The 16,304-nt window shown below is 66.6% G+C and carries 17 protein-coding genes and 2 pseudogenes; 4 read left to right on the top strand and 15 right to left on the bottom strand.

Going from position 1 to position 16,304, the window contains the following annotated elements; all coding sequences use genetic code 11:
* Nucleotides 1-22: 22 nt before the first annotated feature.
* Complete coding sequence (locus tag L6444_RS30070) at nt 23-157, top strand: hypothetical protein (RefSeq protein WP_255731163.1); 135 nt, start codon at nt 23-25, stop codon at nt 155-157.
* A 105-nt stretch (nt 158-262) separates the two neighbouring features.
* On the opposite strand, the gene hypE is transcribed toward L6444_RS30070, so the two are convergent.
* From hypE to L6444_RS31050, 5 genes and pseudogenes are all read right to left on the bottom strand, one after another.
* Nucleotides 263-1,330 carry a hydrogenase expression/formation protein HypE gene (hypE, locus tag L6444_RS10830; protein ID WP_236982404.1) on the bottom strand — a complete coding sequence of 356 codons (1,068 nt, stop codon included), beginning with the start codon at nt 1,328-1,330 and terminating at the stop codon, nt 263-265.
* On the bottom strand, nt 1,323-2,426 hold the full coding sequence (hypD, locus tag L6444_RS10825) for a hydrogenase formation protein HypD (RefSeq protein WP_236982402.1): 1,104 nt from the start codon (nt 2,424-2,426) through the stop codon (nt 1,323-1,325). The genes hypE and hypD overlap by 8 nt, the downstream gene beginning before the upstream one ends.
* Nucleotides 2,423-2,698, bottom strand: coding sequence for a HypC/HybG/HupF family hydrogenase formation chaperone (locus L6444_RS10820; RefSeq protein WP_238304682.1), 276 nt, complete (start codon nt 2,696-2,698; stop codon nt 2,423-2,425). Before L6444_RS10820 ends, hypD begins: the two co-directional genes overlap by 4 nt.
* A gap of 102 nt (nt 2,699-2,800) precedes the next feature.
* Nucleotides 2,801-4,099, bottom strand: a pseudogene (locus L6444_RS31055) (Kae1-like domain-containing protein); the annotation flags it as partial.
* A gap of 112 nt (nt 4,100-4,211) precedes the next feature.
* Nucleotides 4,212-4,982 (bottom strand): annotated as a pseudogene (locus L6444_RS31050) (acylphosphatase); the annotation flags it as partial.
* A gap of 242 nt (nt 4,983-5,224) precedes the next feature.
* Here L6444_RS31050 and hypB point away from each other — a divergent pair.
* Nucleotides 5,225-5,989 carry a hydrogenase nickel incorporation protein HypB gene (gene hypB / locus L6444_RS10810; RefSeq protein ID WP_236982400.1) on the top strand — a complete coding sequence of 255 codons (765 nt, stop codon included), beginning with the start codon at nt 5,225-5,227 and terminating at the stop codon, nt 5,987-5,989.
* Here hypB and L6444_RS10805 read toward each other — a convergent pair.
* From L6444_RS10805 to L6444_RS10785, 5 genes are all read right to left on the bottom strand, one after another.
* Complete coding sequence (locus L6444_RS10805; RefSeq protein ID WP_236982398.1) at nt 5,986-6,435, bottom strand: anti-sigma factor antagonist; 450 nt, start codon at nt 6,433-6,435, stop codon at nt 5,986-5,988. The genes hypB and L6444_RS10805 overlap by 4 nt on opposite strands.
* Before the next feature lie 133 nt (nt 6,436-6,568).
* Complete coding sequence (locus tag L6444_RS10800; protein WP_236982390.1) at nt 6,569-7,045, bottom strand: ATP-binding protein; 477 nt, start codon at nt 7,043-7,045, stop codon at nt 6,569-6,571.
* Between the two features lie 108 nt (nt 7,046-7,153).
* A complete protein-coding gene (locus L6444_RS10795) occupies nt 7,154-7,777 on the bottom strand; it encodes a class I SAM-dependent methyltransferase (RefSeq protein WP_236982388.1) in 624 nt (207 codons plus the stop codon).
* Nucleotides 7,774-8,706: a class I SAM-dependent methyltransferase gene (locus tag L6444_RS10790; RefSeq protein WP_236982386.1), complete on the bottom strand. Its 933-nt coding sequence runs from the start codon at nt 8,704-8,706 to the stop codon at nt 7,774-7,776. Before L6444_RS10790 ends, L6444_RS10795 begins: the two co-directional genes overlap by 4 nt.
* A 220-nt stretch (nt 8,707-8,926) precedes the next feature.
* Nucleotides 8,927-9,799 (bottom strand): hypothetical protein, encoded by an 873-nt coding sequence (locus L6444_RS10785; RefSeq protein WP_236982384.1) that lies wholly within the window; start codon nt 9,797-9,799, stop codon nt 8,927-8,929.
* A 234-nt stretch (nt 9,800-10,033) separates the two neighbouring features.
* Here L6444_RS10785 and L6444_RS10780 point away from each other — a divergent pair, with 234 nt between their 5' ends.
* The gene (locus L6444_RS10780; protein ID WP_236982382.1) at nt 10,034-10,576 is read left to right on the top strand and encodes a chitin-binding protein; all 543 of its coding nucleotides are present in this window, start codon (nt 10,034-10,036) and stop codon (nt 10,574-10,576) included.
* Between the two features lie 188 nt (nt 10,577-10,764).
* A complete protein-coding gene (locus L6444_RS10775) occupies nt 10,765-11,427 on the top strand; it encodes a sensor domain-containing protein (RefSeq protein ID WP_370653190.1) in 663 nt (220 codons plus the stop codon).
* Between the two features lie 12 nt (nt 11,428-11,439).
* On the opposite strand, the gene L6444_RS10770 is transcribed toward L6444_RS10775, so the two are convergent.
* From L6444_RS10770 to L6444_RS10750, 5 genes are all read right to left on the bottom strand, one after another.
* Complete coding sequence (locus tag L6444_RS10770) at nt 11,440-11,655, bottom strand: DUF3072 domain-containing protein (protein ID WP_236982378.1); 216 nt, start codon at nt 11,653-11,655, stop codon at nt 11,440-11,442.
* 56 nt (nt 11,656-11,711) lie between these two features.
* Nucleotides 11,712-12,404 carry a GAP family protein gene (locus L6444_RS10765; protein ID WP_236982376.1) on the bottom strand — a complete coding sequence of 231 codons (693 nt, stop codon included), beginning with the start codon at nt 12,402-12,404 and terminating at the stop codon, nt 11,712-11,714.
* Nucleotides 12,405-12,482: 78 nt separating this feature from the next.
* On the bottom strand, nt 12,483-13,373 hold the full coding sequence (locus L6444_RS10760; protein WP_255731162.1) for a DMT family transporter: 891 nt from the start codon (nt 13,371-13,373) through the stop codon (nt 12,483-12,485).
* A gap of 5 nt (nt 13,374-13,378) precedes the next feature.
* The gene (locus L6444_RS10755) at nt 13,379-13,708 is read right to left on the bottom strand and encodes an STAS domain-containing protein (RefSeq protein ID WP_236982375.1); all 330 of its coding nucleotides are present in this window, start codon (nt 13,706-13,708) and stop codon (nt 13,379-13,381) included.
* Nucleotides 13,708-16,269, bottom strand: a complete 2,562-nt coding sequence (locus L6444_RS10750) for a SpoIIE family protein phosphatase (RefSeq protein ID WP_236982373.1) — start codon at nt 16,267-16,269, stop codon at nt 13,708-13,710. Before L6444_RS10750 ends, L6444_RS10755 begins: the two co-directional genes overlap by 1 nt.
* Nucleotides 16,270-16,304: the final 35 nt, after the last annotated feature.

The raw sequence follows: 16,304 nt of genomic DNA, 5'->3' as shown, positions 1-16,304 counted from the left end.
CCAGGTCGGCGATGTGCGGGCAGTGGACGCCCTGGCGGTCGCGATGATCGATGCACCCGTGATCGGCGGATCTGGCGCGGTCTGCTGGTTATCGGCTCACGCCGCCGAGCATCGCGACGAGCGCGAACCGGTTTGGGTCACGGTGCGCCCGGACTGACCGGCGCCTGGATGAGCTGCAATGGCGTCGCGCTCCTTGCGTGGCGGTTCGCATCTGGTGGCCGGCTTCGGGGCATCCCCCGGCGCTCCCCGTCACGCGGCGCAGTCAGCAGATTCGTGGAAGTTGTTCACCCAGTTGGCGTTCGATGACCTGGGTGGTGCCGAAGGCGGTTCTGCCGACCACCATGCCCGGGTGCTCGGTGACCACGCGACCGATGATCGCGGCATCGGCGCCCTCCGGGCGTGACCGCATCGCCGCCAGCGCTGCTTCGCTGCTGTCCGGGTCGACGAACGCCACCATCTTGCCCTCGTTGGCAACCTGCAGCGGGTCCAGTCCCAAGAATGAGCAGGCCGACGAAACCGTCTCGGGAATAGGGATCTTCGCCAGTTCCAGCTCGACACCCACCGATGCCGCGCGGGCGAGCTCGACCAGCGATGCCACCAGTCCGCCCCGGGTGGGGTCGCGCAGCACGTGCACCGCGCTTCCGGCCGCGTCCAGGGTGGCGGCGACCAGCCGATGCAGCGGGGTGCTGTCGGTGGTGACCACGGTGCCGAAATCGATGCCCTCGCGCACACTCATGATCGCCACACCGTGCTCGCCGAGATTGCCCGAGACGATGATGTGATCGCCGGGACGTGCCCGCTCGGGCCCGATCTGCAGGCCCGGCGGGACCAGGCCGACACCGGCGGTATTGACGAAAAGCTGGTCCGCGCCACCCTTGGCCACCACCTTGGTGTCGCCGGTGACGATGTTCACCCCGGCCTGCGCCGCTGCCCTGCCCATGGTTTCGGCGACCACGCCGAGTACGTCGAGTTCCAGACCTTCTTCCAGGATGAACCCGGCGGTCAAACCGATTGGTTGCGCTCCGCTGCACGCCAAGTCGTTGATCGTGCCGTTGACCGCCAGGTTGCCGATGTTGCCGCCGGGAAAGAACAACGGTTGCACCACATAGGAATCCGTGGTCAGCGCGATACGTCCGCCCGCGACGTCGAGCAGGGCCGAGTCGCGCGTCGCACCCCGCGTACCACCGAACGCCGGCAGGAAGAGGTTCTCGATCAGTTCTTCCGACAGCACCCCGCCGCCACCATGGCCCAGGACGATGCGCCGGGTTTCGCGCAGCGGCAATGGACACACCCAGTCCGCGGGGTCGATCGCCACCGGGAATTCAGGCATGAGCCGAGGCTTCCAGCCGGCGGAACTGGTAGTAGGCCGCGCAGGCGCCTTCGCTGGACACCATGGTCGCCCCCAGCGGAGTACGGGGCGTGCAGGCAGTGCCGAATGCCGGGCACTGGTTGGGTTTGAGTAGACCCTGCAGCACTTCGCCGCTGTGGCAATCCGCGGACTCGGACACCCGCAGGTGGCCCACACCGAATTTGAGTTCGGCGTCGAATTGCGCGTAACGGGGCGACAGAGTCCAGCCGGACTTCGGGATCATGCCGATGCCCCGCCATTGCCGATCGGTCACCACGAACACGTCGGCGAGCGTCTGCTGCGCGACGGTGTTGCCCGCGGCGGTCACCGCGCGCGGGTAGGCGTTGCGCAACTCGGGGGTTCCGGCCTCGAGCAGGTCGACCACCTGGCGGACACCTTCCAGCAGGTCCAGGGGTTCGAATCCAGTGACCACAATCGGCACCCGGTATTGCTCGACCAGTGGGCCGTATTCGCCGGTGCCCATCACCGTGCAGACGTGCCCGGCGGCCAGGAAACCTTCGACCCGGTTGGTGGGCGAGCTCAGGATCGCCGTCATGGCCGGCGGTACCAGAACATGGGAGACCAGCATCGAGAAGTTGGCCAGCCCGAGCCGCTGGGCGTGCACCACGGCCATCGCGTTCGCCGGCGCCGTGGTCTCGAAGCCGACCCCGAAGAACACCACCTGTTTGTCGGGGTTGTCGACGGCTACCCGGGTGGCGTCCAGCGGTGAGTAGACGACTCGAACGTCGCCGCCGCGGGCGCGAACGCTGAACAGATCGTGGTGGCTGCCAGGCACCCGAAGCATGTCCCCGAACGAACAGAAGATCACGTCCTCGCGGGCGGCGATCTCCAGCGCGCGATCGATCATCTCCAGCGGCGTCACACAGACCGGACATCCCGGACCGTGGATGAATTCGACTGCCCCGTCCAGCAATTGGTCGATGCCGTTGCGGATGATCGAATGCGTCTGTCCACCGCAGACTTCCATGATGGTCCAGGTCCTGGTGGCCCGCTTCTTGATGTGGTCGACCAGGGTGCGGGCAGCGGCCGGATCCCGAAACTCGTCGAGGTATTTCATGCTGGCTCCCTGCTGCTTTGTCCTTGGTCTCCGGCCAACTCCTCGTCGAGCACCCCGAGTCCCTGGAACATCCGCAGGGTTTCGTTGGCCGATGCTTCGTCGAGCCGAGTGATGGCGAATCCGGCGTGCACGATCGCGTATTCACCGATCTGCAGGTCGGGCAAATAGGCCAGGCAGACCGTCTTGGTGGTGCCACCGAAGTCGACGGTGCACATGCGTGTTCCCGCCTCCTCCCAGGTGCGGACTACCCTGCCGGGAATTCCGAGACACATCGGCCGGCCCCCCCTTTCCTGTCGCTGCGCCGCGATCACGGCCTGCCCGAGAGCCAGCCCGCCGTCGTTGCAGGGCAACACCGCATGCGTCAGCACGTCGAAACCATCGCTGACCAATCGGTCGCGCAGCCCCTCCCGCAGTAATCGGTTCACGAACACCCCGCCGGTCAGGCCGATGGTGCGGATTCCCGCTGCGGCCTGCTCGATCGCCCGCACCGTCGCTGCGATCACGGCGGTGTGGAATCCCGCGGCCAGATCGGCTGGTGCGACGCCGGCACGCAGTCCGGCGACCAACTCGGCGACCAACGGCCGCGGATCCAAAACGCCTGCCGTCACTGCGAATTCCATCGGTACCGGACTGCCGCGACGGGCCAGGTGCTCGAGTTCGATGGCCGCCTGTCCCTCGTAGGTCACCTCTTGGCAGACACCGAGCAGGCTAGCCACGGCGTCGAACAGCCGGCCCATGCTGCTGGTCGGGATGCACCCGATGCCGCGCGGAATCTGTTGAGCCAGCACATGCCGGGACGCATCGCTCATCTCGTGGACGGCCGGAATGTCCGGCGCCCAGTCGATCCCGGCCCGGTGCAGCAGATCCAGTGCGATCCGGCCGGGCCGACGTACCGCGCCGTCGGCGCCCGGCAGTGCGAACGGCAGCAGGTGGCCGACCCGGGTGAACGACGCCGGATCGGTGATCATCAGCAGTTCACCGCCCCAGACGCTGCCATCGGTGCCGTAGCCGGTGCCGTCGAAGGCGACGGCGAGCATCGCGGTGCCGAGTAGGCCGTGTTCGGCCAGCAGCGACACCGCATGGGCGTGGTGATGCTGCACCTGCACGACCGGCTTATCTTGGCGCCGCGCCCAACTGGTGGTCGCGTAGCCAGGGTGCAGGTCGCACGCGATCAGCTCGGGACGGCGTTCGGTCATGAAAGACAGGTGATCCAAAGCCGATTCGAAGCAGCTCTGGGTCCGTGGGTCGGCCATGTCCCCCAAATGCGACGACAGGTGCGCGTGCCCGTCGGGGGACATCAGACAGAACGTGGTCTTGAGGTCGCCGCCGGTGGCCAGGATCGTTGCCCCGGCAGCCGCCGCGGGCGTCGCCACCGGTAGCGGGGCGTAGCCGCGGGAACGCCGGATCGGCACCATTGCGCCGTTGCCGTCCAGCGTCAGCACTGAATCCTCGCAGGGCACGTGGATGGGACGATCATGGGTGAGCACCGCGTCGGCCAGCCCGTCGATCCAATCCAGGTCAGCGTCGCGGAAGACGATGGGTGACCCGGAGTTGTTGGCGGAGGTCATCACCAGCGGCACCGAGCCGAGCCGGTCGAACAGCAGGTGGTGCAGTGGCGAATACGCCAGCATCACGCCGATTTCGGACAGCCCGGGCGCCACCCCGACCAGCATCACGTCGTCGTGGGCGGGCAACAACACGAGGGGTGCGGCCGGCCGGAGACCCCAGTAAGCTGGCCGCCTGCTCATCGACCCGGCAGATCCGTCGCGCGCCGGCGATATCGGCAACCATCACCGCAAAAGGCTTGGCGGGCCGGTTTTTCCGACGCCGCAGCGTTGCGACCGCGGCGGCATCGTTGGCGCGGCAGGCCAGATGAAACCCGCCGATCCCCTTGAGTGCGACGATCAATCCGTTGTCGATCGCCGTTGCGGCGGCCTGCAGTGGATCGTCCGCGCCCGGCCCGTGCCAGGACAGGGTGGGGCCGCAGTCCGGGCACGCGATGGTCTGCGCGTGGAATCGGCGGTCGGTGGGGTCGCGGTATTCGGTCGCACACCGCGCGCACATGGGAAACTGCGCCATGGTGGTCATCGGCCGGTCGTAGGGCAGGTCGGTGATCACGGTGTAGCGCGGACCGCAGTTGGTGCAGGTGATGAAGGGATGGCCGTAGCGGCGATCGGCGGGATCGCGCAGTTCACGCAGGCAGTCGTCGCACACGGCGATGTCGGGCGGCACCAAGGTGCGGCGCTCATCGCCGCTCTGGCTGCCCAGGATCCGGAATCCGGATTCCCCCATCGGCGGCAGCGCGGTGGTCCGGATCGCGTCGATGCGCGCCATCGGCGGATGGTCGACCGTGATCGCACGCAGCGCAGCGTCGACCCGTTCGGGCGGGCCTTCGAACTCGCAATGCACCGACCCCGCGTCGTTGTAGACACACCCGGATAAGCCATGACGTGCGGCGATGCGCGCGACGGCGGGGCGGAAGCCGACGCCTTGAACCACGCCGAGAATGTCGAGCCGCAACCGCACGCCACGCACCGTGTCACTTCGACTGCCCATCCGAACCTCCTGAGCAGTGACAGACTTCCGCGCTTTCAGGGCTGTCGGCGCGGGTTGTCTACTTCAGGCTAGACCTGGCCCGGAGGCGCCGACAATCATGATCGCGTGCAAAAAGTCTGCGCTACTTCGCGACACCACCGGCTCTGTGCGGGCAGCATTGTGTGGTGCCCGAATCGTCGTTGCTGTCCGGCGGGCGGCAGTCAGCGGTCAGGGGTCCAGGTGTCAGGAAAGAAGGTTGAGCAATGGGTAGATTCCATCGGCACGACGACGGCACGGTGCACAGTCACGCCGACGCCGACCACGACCACCATGATGGCCACGGCGACCACAGTGGCTATGCGACCGGCGCGCAGCGTATCGAAGTGCTGGAGTCGATCTTCGCCGAGAACGACACCCGGGCCGATATCAATCGGAAAGCTTTCGAACACAACGGAATTCGGGCGCTCAACCTGATGAGCTCGCCGGGTTCCGGCAAAACCACGGTGCTGGCCGCCACCCTCGACGAACTGGCCGGCGACCTGTCTGTCGGCATCATCGAGGGCGACATCGCCACCGATCTGGACGCCGCCAAACTCGGCGGCCGGGGCGCGCAGATCTCGCTACTGAACACCGACAACGGATTCGGCGGCGAGTGTCACCTGGATGCCCCGATGGTCAACCGCGCACTGCAGGGGCTGGACCTGACGCAGCTGGACCTGGTGATCATCGAGAACGTCGGAAACCTGGTCTGCCCCGCCGAGTTCGACGTCGGCGAACACGCCAAGGCGATGGTGTACTCGATCGCCGAAGGTGAGGACAAGCCGCTGAAATATCCGGTGATGTTCCGAGCCGTCGACGTGGTATTGCTGAACAAGATCGACCTGGTACCCCACCTCGACGCCGACGTGGCCACCTACATCGGGCACATCCGGCAGGTCAACCCGACGGCGACAATACTGCCGGTGAGCGCACGCACCGGCGAAGGGATGGCTTCGTGGTTCGAATGGGTGCGACAATTCGCGAGTTAGCAGGCTTGCTCGCGCTTTTGCTCCATCAGCTGCAGACTTTGCGGCGCACTGCTGTGCACGGCCACCAGATCGTCGAGCCCGCACGCCGTGACGACACGGCGAACCGATGGCAGCTGACTGACCAGACAAAGGTCGATACCGCGTTCACGGCAGCCGACCGCCTCGTCTGCCAGAGCCAGATATGAGGAGCACGACATGAAGTCCACGCCGTTCACATCGACGATGAAAAGCTGAGGGGCGGTGGCGAACGACGCCGCCTCCGCCAGCAGCACCCGCCAGGTCTCGTCGTTGTAGGCATCGATCTCGCCGCCGACGTAAACGATCACCGCCGAGCTGAAACCCTGGACAGCAGCGCGCAGCGTGCTTTGCTCTGCGCCGAGTTCGGCGACCAAGCGCGGGCTCAGTCGCAATGGCGCTGCAAACACTTCGCTCGCGGCAAGGCTCATGCTGCGCTCCTCATCGACTTGATTCTGCGGAAACCGCATCGGAAACCTGACGGGGTTTAGCCACAATCAGGATGGTTGAAACAACTTGACAACGCTTCGGCCACCGCGTCGTCACGCGGGGCCGGGCTGCGAGTCAGCTGGCCTGGCTTAATACGTAGCTGTTGGGCGGGCAGTCGTCGAAGCGCAGGCAGACTGTGGTGCCGTCGGGCCGTCCATCGATGGTGCACTTGTCCGCCAGCGCACGCATCAACAGAATGCCCCGACCGCGCACCGCGTTCGGAGCGGGAGCGGTGTTGCTGGGCTCAATCCAGCGCCCGTGGTCGCTGATGTAGATCCCGAGCTGGGTCGTCGCCGGTCGATAAGTGATTCGTAACGTCATGGACCCCACCTGACCGACCACCCGGTAGGCGTGGTCGGCGCAATTGGAAAGCGCTTCGTCGGTCGCCAGCAGAATGTCGGCGGCACGGTCTTCGTCGAGTTCCAGATGGAGGTTCAGCCAGTCGCTGAGATCTTGGCGGAACTTCGCCACGGTGTAGGCGTCGGCATTTCCGGTATGCATCACCCCGAGTTCGCCGGCTTCAGCAAAGCCGACTTGATCGTAGGATGTCATACCGCTCACGCGCTTTCGGCTACCCGATTGCTCGTTCGGATACACCTGGATGTGACCAGTGCCCTACCAACCGTTACGTAGCCGCGCCATTTCGGGCTCCGGTACGCCTCAGCTCTTGACGCCGACCGTCAGTAGATCTGAGATCAGCTGGGTCCACAGCGGCCGCCGGATGCGGTGCTGGTCGCTGACGGTGAAACCGGCATCCTCGAACATCTTGCGCATCTTGGCCGGGGACGGATTGTGCTGCGGCATCCAGCGGTCGGGCGGCTGGAACGGCTGCCGACTGCTCAGGGTGGCTACTGCCACCAAGCCCCCGGGCGCCAGCACGCGGTGGAATTCGCTCAGGGCCGCCGGCTGGTCGAAGAAATGAAACGCCGAGGTGGATACGACGGCGTCCAGAGCACCGTCCTGAAACGGCAGCTGTTCAGCGGGGGCTCGCTTCCACTGCACCCGGGTGGACTTGGCGCGAGCCTGGTTGAGCATGCCTTCGGACATGTCGATGCCGTAGATCTCGTCGGGTTGCAGTTCCCGCTCGATCCGGCCGCTGAGAATGCCGGTGCCGCAGGCGACGTCCGCGATCCGGCGCGCGCCGTGGGCGCGCAGTTGCGCGATTACCTCGTCGTGCGGCGGCCGATACACCCAGCGCTGCAGGAATGGCAGGTCATAGGCCGGCGAGAGGAAGCTCCACAGCGACGTCACCGCGCCGTTGAGCGTGCGTCGTGGTGCGCTCACTGGCCCAGGATCGAGGTGTAGTAGATGGTGTCGGCCATCGTCACTGAATCGTGGGTGGGCGGGACAACTCCAAGACCGCTGTCGGCCAGCAACTGGCTCATCTCGGTGCCCTCCGAGCGCCAACCCAGAGTTTCCAGGTAGTCAGCAACGTCCTTGCGCTCGCCCTCGAAGCCGAGTTCGCCCCAATCCAGATCGAATCCGTGCTCACGCCACTTCGCGGTGGACCTGCGCATCATCTCCCGCGCCTGTTCGGCGTCGCGCTGCGGCCGGCGCGGGATGGCTTCCAGCGCCAATCGGCTGCCCGGGGCGCTGAGCGAGGTGATGTTGTCCATCAGCTGGTCCTGTGCCTCTGGCGGCAGGTAGCCCAGCAGCCCCTCGGCGATCCAAGCGGTCGGGCGCTCGGTGTCCAGGCCCGCCCGGCGCAGGGCCGTCGGCCAGTCCTGACGCAGGTCGATGGCGACGGTGCGCAGGTCAGCGGTGGGAGTGGCGCCCAGACCCGCCAAGGTCACGGTCTTGAACTCGATGACCTCCGGCTGGTCGATCTCGAACACTTTCGTGTCGGCGGGCCACTCCAACCGGTATGCGCGGGCGTCCAGTCCGGAGGCCAGGATGACGGCTTGGCGGATACCGGCCTGCGCGGCTTTCTGGAAGAACGAGTCGAAGAACCGGGTTCGCGCGGCCATGGCGTCGGGCATGTGCGCGAGTTTCCAGCTCGACTCGTCGTCGTCGACGTCGTCGGCCCGGAGTTCACCGGTGACCCAGCGAGTGAAGAAATCCACTCCGACGGCGCGGACCAGCGGCTCGGCGAATTGGTCGTTGATGACTGCGTGATCGGACTTGGTCGCAATTGCGCGGGCCGCGGCCACCAGGGTCGCGGTTGCGCCCACGCTGGTAGCTAGATCCCAGGTGTCGTTTTCGGTGCGTGGCACGGCAACTCTCCAAAATCGGAAATAGAATACTTAGCTAGTTTAACACTTAGCTAGATTAATGACCGTGCCGTCAAGCCGGCTCCCACCGGTTCACCCCTCCCACCCATCGTCGCCGCGCCGAGCCCCGGGCGACGAGGTCGATTGTGCTACCGGCGCATCCCGGATGCGGAATCCGGGAAAGTGCCTGAAACAACGTCCGTTGACTTCGCCGGCAGCGCGCTTACCTGAACCGCAATCCTCGCCTGCGCTCCCACAGAACGGCCAGCATGGTTCCCCCGATCCACACCATCGTGGCGAACCCGAGATGCACGAAACTCTTTGTGTCACGGCCTAATACCGGTCCGATCGCGGCGGGCAACTTCGTCCACAACACCCGGTGTTCGACGCCGCCCATCGGGTCGGCCACGTAGTAGAGCGCGTACGGCAACGTGATCGCCGCCAGCCAGGCGGTGGTGCGACGCGGATTACTGCGATGGCGCCAACGCCGCAGCAGCGGCTCGGCCGGCACTGGATTGAGCACCGATACCACGTTCCCCACCCCCAGCCACGACACGATGGGCACCGCGACATTGGGAATGGTCATGGCCAACTGCGGCACCCCTTCCTTGGATACCGTCAGCACAGCCGCCACCGCCAAGGTGGGCAACCCGACGATCACGATCAGGGCCAGGTTCTTGATCAGCAGAATCCGCCACAGCGGCACTCCGTCGGAGAGACCCCGCGCGACTCGGTAGTGGTCGGCACCGAGCATGTTCGTAGTGGTGACGTCGGCGAGGATGAACGACGAAAAATAGGTACTGACCAGCACCACCCAATCGAGTTGGTGGTGGTGGAAGTGCCGGCCGGGCGGGTGACCGTGGCCAACCGTCAGTGGCTGCACCGACAACCAGACGACGGCCAGGACCAGATTGGCCACGACACCGGACAGCCAGGTCCACGGCGGGTGAAAGGCCCAGCGGACCTCGGCGCCCACCGCCGGCAGCAGGGGCCGCGCGAAGTCCTTGGCCGCTCGCCGCGCCGCGTCGGGACGCGGCGCGGCGGCACGGGCAAGTGCCCGCAAAGCCATGCGGGTGCGTTCGCCCGATTCGGTCATTTCGGAGGTCTCCCAGTCAGCGGTGGGTGGGGTTCGCGAGCAATGATGCCTCGATTGTGTACGCCGGGCGCTCCAAAAACGCTGATTCGGTTGATATTTGGCACTCGCACCGGCCCCCGACGGCGGTTCAAAAGTTACACCTCGCGCAGTCACACGCGATTCATAGCCAAGCTAACTAGATTGCGAATGTGAGCCGGATTCCACGGCTTTCACCAAGAGAACAGGCGAGGGACCATGAACCTGAAACAGCTGGCAGCAGGGCTGACCATCGCCGGGGCGCTGAGCGCAGCGGCAATGGGAGGAGCGGGTTTGGCAAGCGCTGACCCGCCGCCGAATCACGGAGGCCAGGGTGCGCCGGGCGCACCGGGCGGCGCTCCCGGCGCACACGGCGGGGGTCCGGGCGGGCAATTCGCCGGGCACGGCCCAGGCGGCCCCGGCGGACAGCCGCCGGCCAACCACGGGCCCGGCGGTCCGGGCGGACCCGGCGGCCCGGGTGGTCCCGGCGGTCCGGGCGGACCCGGTGGCCCGGGTGGCCCCGCACCGTGGCGCGGCGACGCCCAGCGCGGTTACTTCCACGGGGCACCGTGGGGCAACGGGGCCGCACCCTGGGGTTTCGGCGCTCCACCGCGCCCAGCCTGGGGCGGACCCCTTCCGCCGCCCGGCGGGCGATGGATGGGCGGACCCATCAACTACTGGGGTTTCCAGGAGACGCCGATCTGGAATCCCGGGTTCAACCAGTGGGGTTTCTGGCTCTTCGGGGTATGGATTCCGCTGTAGCACCCGGTAGGGGCTCGAGTTGGTGAGCGTGCCGCGGCGTTCTCGTGGATGCTTGGGGGTGCAAGCCATCGCCTCCGCCGAAGGAGACCATCGTGCCGTTCGCCGGCGGTGAGGAACATCGCAGTGCACCTGGCGGTCGCACGATCAGGCCTGGACGATCCTCGCCGCGCAGACGGTGCGGATTCGCCATCGTGCTGTGCGCCGTGCTCTGCGGATGCAACCACATCGTCGCCGGTACCCCTACGGTCGCGGCACGAGGCGGGGCCGGCCCCACCGGACCGATCCAACCGTCGCAACTGGTGGATCTGCTGACGGCATCCGGTGCCATCTCGGTGGTCAACAACAGCCCGCTGACCGAAGACGACATGCAGTCCGCACTCTTCGTCGGCGCCGACCCTGCGCAATGCCACGGCGCGGTGGCGTTTGGCCGCTATCCCTTATTTCCCTCGAACTACACCGGCCGCGAAGCGCGCACGCAGCAGGACCACCAACCGGATCAGCACCAACTGCTGGAGGCATCCGCGACCTATCCGGCCAACTTCGACGCCCCCGGGTTTCTCAACTCGGTGCGCAAGACGGTGTCCGGGTGCCAGCGCCCCGTCACCGCCTGGGGCGACGACGGCCGCAAGATGACCGTGAACCCGGGACCGTTGGCCGCGACCTCCCCCGAAGTCGCCCAGTGGACCACCGATCTTTCCGGTCAGCGGTGGGTCTGCGAATTCGCGGTGATCGCCAAGGCCAACGTGGTCTCGCAGATCGTCGGCTGCTCGCCCGACCGTACCGTCGATGTCACAGCACTGGTCCTCAAGCGGCTCAAGAAGATCGACGAGCTGCTGAAGTCCACATCGTGACGGCCGCACCCGTCAGCGGGCACCGCGTCCCGTCTGCTGCTGTAACTCGTCGATGAGTTCCGAGGCTTTCGCCTTGGTCAAATCGCCGGGGACGTCGCGTCCAGCCTCCTGCGCCAACGTCTCCAGATAGCTGCGCTGCGGTCCGGTCATCGGCTCGTCGCCGGTGACCCACTCGGACGTGTCCTTCTCCGGGTTTTCTCGCGGCGCCTGCCGCCGGTCGTCATTCACGTCATCCACCTCACCACGAGTAGATAACCGTCGCACATCCGTTCGAAACATTGGGCTCAGAGCCCGGCTAATCCGACCGCAAGCAGAACGCAGCCCACTCCGGCAAGCAGCGCGGCCACCTCGATCCGGCGGCGCGACCCGACCCAGTTGTTCAGCGCAGTCATCGTCCGGCGGGTGGTCTCCGGCGCCAGCAGGCACGCCACGAACGAGATCTCGACCATCGCGAACGCGGTGATGTTGAACACCAGGAGCGCCGCGACCTGGGTCATCGCCGCTGCACCGGAGGTCAGGATGACAGCCAGCGCGGCCAGGTAATCCACCGATGGCAACGCGATACCGAGCCCGGCCACCGCCGCCACCCACAGCGACGGTCCGGTCAGCAGGTGCCGAAACCGCGCCGGCAACTTCTGGATAGGACTGGCCCGTTCGGCGTCGCCGGGTTTCCCCGGGAAACCACCGCGAACGCGGCCCACCGCGACGGTGACGACCAGCACCGCAGCGACAAGCACAGCCAGCGCACCAATCAGGATCTGGACTCTGGGACCGGTCAGCTGACCGGAGGCGACCAAGCGTCTGCGCAGCACGAAAATCACCGACAGACCCACCGTCATCCCCATCGCGAACCCCCCGCTGAGGAACGCGAGCAGCTGCAGCGCCGGACGGCGCCGGTTGAGCATGAGTACCGTCATGGCGATCCGGAACGGTTCGAGGCTCACCGCGACAGCCATCACCAGAATAGGAACCCACATGCCAGTCTCGACCCTAGGCGACCGGTCGCACTGCCTACCCGGGGGCCTCCCGGGACGGCAGCCACCACGCGTCGGCGATCAGTTTTTCGTTGCGGGACTTGACTTCTGACCGCTGACCGGAGAGACGGCCTGGCTGCGCGCCAGCGCCACGGCCGCGGCCACCATCGCCAGCACCGAGACCGCCAGCGCCACGCGACCGACGCCCGAGGTCCGCAGTGTCTCGCCCAGCACGGTGATACCGAGCACCGATCCGACGACCGGCTCGGCGATGGTGACCGCCGGCAGCGACGCGGTGAGGGGCCCGGCCCGAAACGCCGACTGCTCCCAGGCCGTCGCGGCGATCGCCAGCACCACCCACGCATAGAACTCCGGCATCCGCATCAGCGCCGCAACTCCGCGGCCGAGTTCGTCGACGACACCCTTGGTCAGGACCGTGAACACTCCCCACAGCGCACCGGACAACAGCCCCAGCAGCAGTGCACCGACCGTACCGGGGAACATCCGCGCACCGATCAGACACAACGCCAACGCCGTGCCGACAATTATCGTAACGAGAGCCCAGGTTTGCGGCGAACCTCGAGAGTTGCCGGACTGAGGGTTGCCCACCGTCACCACCACACCCACCGCCGCGGCCAACAGCACCGCCCAAAAACCTTGGCCGACAGTGATTCTGCGATGTTCAACCCTGGCACTGACGAGCATCGCGAACAACAACGACGTCACCAGCAGCGCCTGCACCAGCACCACCGAACCCATGGAGAGGGCCGCAGCCTGTAACCCGAACCCGGCGCCGGCCACCAAGCTGCCGGCCCACCAGCGGCCGTCGCGCAGGAGTCGGCCGAACAGCGCTGCCGTGCCGACCGGTTCGTCGGTGACCTGGTGGGCGGACCGTTGCTGCAGGACGTCGCCGACGCCGACCATCAGCGCAGACCCCAGCGCGAGCCCTGCCGCGAACCCTGTGTTGCCCACCGATCTCAGTTAGATTCCGTTGCCGCAGAGGCGTTTTCGATGTTAACGAGCTCGGCCAGGCCGCTCACGGTGAGGGCGGACAGCAGCAGCGGATGAGCAATGAGACGAATGCCGTCAGCGTGCGCGAACAACGCGTTGATCGCGGCGCTGTCCAGGTATTCCACCGCACTGAGGTCGACCGTGAGCGGACTGCCGGTGTTCGCGGCCTCGGCGGTGGCCGAGGCCAGAGCGTTCTTGAACGCGTCGATATTGCTCAGGTCGATTTCCCCGGCCGCGATCAGCAGGTGTTTGCCGTCTTCGGAATGCGCCGTGTCAAGGGTGAGCAACGTGGGCATCAGGTGATCCTCGCCGATAGGTGAACGGTGGTGCCGTTGGTCTCCGTATTGATGGTGACATCGTGCATGAGCCGTCGCATCAGGGCGATACCCCGTCCCCGCGTGGTGGTTGGCTGCGGCGGCTTCCACGAACCGGTGTCGGTGATCGTCAATTGCACTTCGTCGACAAGTGCCACCGCGCCCAGGCTGATCGTGCCGCCCGGCTGGTCGCGGTGGCCGTGCTCGATGGCGTTGGACATCGCTTCACCCGCGGCGATCAGCATGTTCGTCGTCTGCTCAGGACGCACTCGGACTTGGGACAGCCAACGGCGCAACGCCGTTCGGGTGGATGCCAGGTGGCTGGCATCGGGGGGGAACGTCAACTCCAGCGGGGCGGGATGGCGGTGCAGCAGGAGCACGACGTCGTCCTGATAGCCGCCGGCCGGCTCGACCCGGGCCATGATTTCGTCGGCAAGACCGTCCAGCGAGACGGTTTCGGCTTCCCCCACGACCGCCGCGACCCGAAAGATACCGTCCTCCAACAAGGTACGACGACGCTCGACCAGACCATCGGTGTAGAGGACCAGCGTGGACCGGGCCGGCAGGATCACACGTGCCTCCGGACGAGCCCAATCGCGCCGCACGCCGAGCGCGATGGTGTGACCTTCGTCGAGTATCTGAACAGTGCCGTCGGCGAGGACCAGGATAGGCGGCGGGTGCCCGGCGCTGGAATACACCAGTTCGCCGGTGGCGGGGTCGAGCACGCCGCAGACAGCGGTGGTGCACTGGGCGCCGGGCAGCCGCGCCGCGAAGCGGTCCATCCCGGACAAAGCCGCGGCGGGACTGTGGTTTTCGAACAACAGTGCGCGGCAGGCGCTGCGCACCTGTCCCATGACGGTGGCAGCGGCGAGGTCGTGCCCGACGCAGTCGCCTACCACCATCGCGATGCGTCCATCCTCCAAGTCGACGACGTCATACCAATCCCCGCCGACCTGCAGGGGGTGGCTGGCCGCCTGATAGCGCACCGAGAACCCGCCGGGCAGTTTGGCGGGACCCAGGATCGAATGCTGCAGGGCCAAAGCGGTTTCGCGCTGCTGGTCGACCTGGTACACCCGCTGCAAGCCTTGCCCGAGGCGGCCCGCAAGCACGGTCAGCAGAGTTTGGTCTTCCAGGGTGAATGGCCGTTGCTCGGGCAGATCGATCCAGACGACCACGACGCCTTCGGGATGCTGCAGCGCGATCCCCGCGGTCCCGGGCTCTGCGGTGCAGGGGGTGAGTAGGTCTCCGTCGCACAACGAGACGAGCTGCTGCCGGGTGCGGGACGGCAGCTCGTTCCACTGCGTGGACTCGCCGACCGACACCACCTGTGGCGCGTTGCTCAACGTTGTTGCGTGACTGCCCCTTCGGAAGGTCACTGCCAGTACGCGACGTGCTCGCCATTGCCGGCGCAGCTCCTCGGCGGCGCCCTGCAGCGCCTCGTCGACGGTGTCTGCCAGGGCCAGTTCCTGGTTGAGCGCATGTTCGCGGCCGGCCGCCAGCGCCAATGCAATGGCTGCGTGCCGCGCGAAGTCACTCACCAGCTCGAGATAGTCGGTGCCGAACTGGGGCTGCTGCGGGTGACGCGCGACGGCGATCACGCCGAGCACCGAATCGTGGGCGATAAGCGGCATCACGATTGCCGGGCGCGCACCGACGTCGGTGAACCCTTCGATCGGATATTCGAAGGAATCGGTGATCAGGGGCAGACCGCGCCGCGCGACACCACCTGTGGTGGAACCGTCCATAGGCACTTGTCGGCCGATCACCTCCGACGCGTAGCGCCCCGCGGTGGCGGCCACGACCAAGGTATCGACCTGGTGGGCGGGTAGATCCGGTTCCCGTGGAACCAACAGGATGGCCTGTTCAGCGTTCGCCAGTTCCAGTGCCCGATTCACGATGAGCTGCAGCGGTCCGGTCTGCGGGTCACCGGACAGCAGCGCCGTGGTGATCTCGCGGCTGGCCTTCGTCCACTTCGCGTTCTCGCGTTCGCGCTCGAACAGCCGCGCGTTGTCGATGGCGGCCGCCGCGGCCGTCGCCAGCGCCCAGACAGCGCCTTCATGAGCGTCCGAGAACACACGACCGGGCCGATCGTCGGCCAGGTAAAGGCTGCCGAAATCGGCTCCCCGCACCGCGATTGGGATTCCGAGCAATGCCCGCAGCGGCAGACCGTGCGGTTGCGATGGGATCGCCCCGGGGTGAGTGCTCAGGTCGTCGATGCGCAGGCCCTCCCCTACCGGCAGGTCGCCGAATCTGCGGGCCAACTCGTCGTCGATTCCGCTGTGCACGAAGGAAACCAGGCTGCCATCGGTTGAGCGGATCCCCAGCACCCCGTAGCCGGCCCCGGTCAGCTCGGTCGCGGCGTCGACGATTCGGTGCAGCGTCACATTCAGGTCGAGGTCGGAACCGATCTCGACGATGACCCGTACCAATTTCTCCATCAGGTCGCGGGCCGCCACGAGCTCGTCGAGCTGTTCGTGCATGCGACTCACCGGCTCCCGCCGGCCCAATCGGTTGAACGCGGACTCGCCGCGGTCAGTGGTCATTAAGACAACCTAACCCGCGGGACACGCAGTTCGGC

Source organism: Mycobacterium kiyosense (assembly GCA_021654635.1).
Lineage (GTDB): Bacteria > Actinomycetota > Actinomycetes > Mycobacteriales > Mycobacteriaceae > Mycobacterium > Mycobacterium kiyosense.
This window is presented reverse-complemented; position numbering and strand designations above follow the sequence as displayed.

What these genes read in the sequence shown, in the direction of transcription:
- hypE (WP_236982404.1), bottom strand. Translation starts at nt 1,330, where the DNA reads ATGCCTGAATTCCCGGTGGCGATCGACCCCGCGGACTGGGTGTGTCCA.
- hypD (WP_236982402.1), bottom strand. Translation starts at nt 2,426, where the DNA reads ATGAAATACCTCGACGAGTTTCGGGATCCGGCCGCTGCCCGCACCCTG.
- L6444_RS10820 (WP_238304682.1), bottom strand. Translation starts at nt 2,698, where the DNA reads ATGTGTCTCGGAATTCCCGGCAGGGTAGTCCGCACCTGGGAGGAGGCG.
- hypB (WP_236982400.1), top strand. Translation starts at nt 5,225, where the DNA reads ATGGGTAGATTCCATCGGCACGACGACGGCACGGTGCACAGTCACGCC.
- L6444_RS10805 (WP_236982398.1), bottom strand. Translation starts at nt 6,435, where the DNA reads ATGAGCCTTGCCGCGAGCGAAGTGTTTGCAGCGCCATTGCGACTGAGC.
- L6444_RS10800 (WP_236982390.1), bottom strand. Translation starts at nt 7,045, where the DNA reads ATGACATCCTACGATCAAGTCGGCTTTGCTGAAGCCGGCGAACTCGGG.
- L6444_RS10785 (WP_236982384.1), bottom strand. Translation starts at nt 9,799, where the DNA reads ATGACCGAATCGGGCGAACGCACCCGCATGGCTTTGCGGGCACTTGCC.
- L6444_RS10780 (WP_236982382.1), top strand. Translation starts at nt 10,034, where the DNA reads ATGAACCTGAAACAGCTGGCAGCAGGGCTGACCATCGCCGGGGCGCTG.
- L6444_RS10765 (WP_236982376.1), bottom strand. Translation starts at nt 12,404, where the DNA reads ATGTGGGTTCCTATTCTGGTGATGGCTGTCGCGGTGAGCCTCGAACCG.
- L6444_RS10755 (WP_236982375.1), bottom strand. Translation starts at nt 13,708, where the DNA reads ATGCCCACGTTGCTCACCCTTGACACGGCGCATTCCGAAGACGGCAAA.
- L6444_RS10750 (WP_236982373.1), bottom strand. Translation starts at nt 16,269, where the DNA reads ATGACCACTGACCGCGGCGAGTCCGCGTTCAACCGATTGGGCCGGCGG.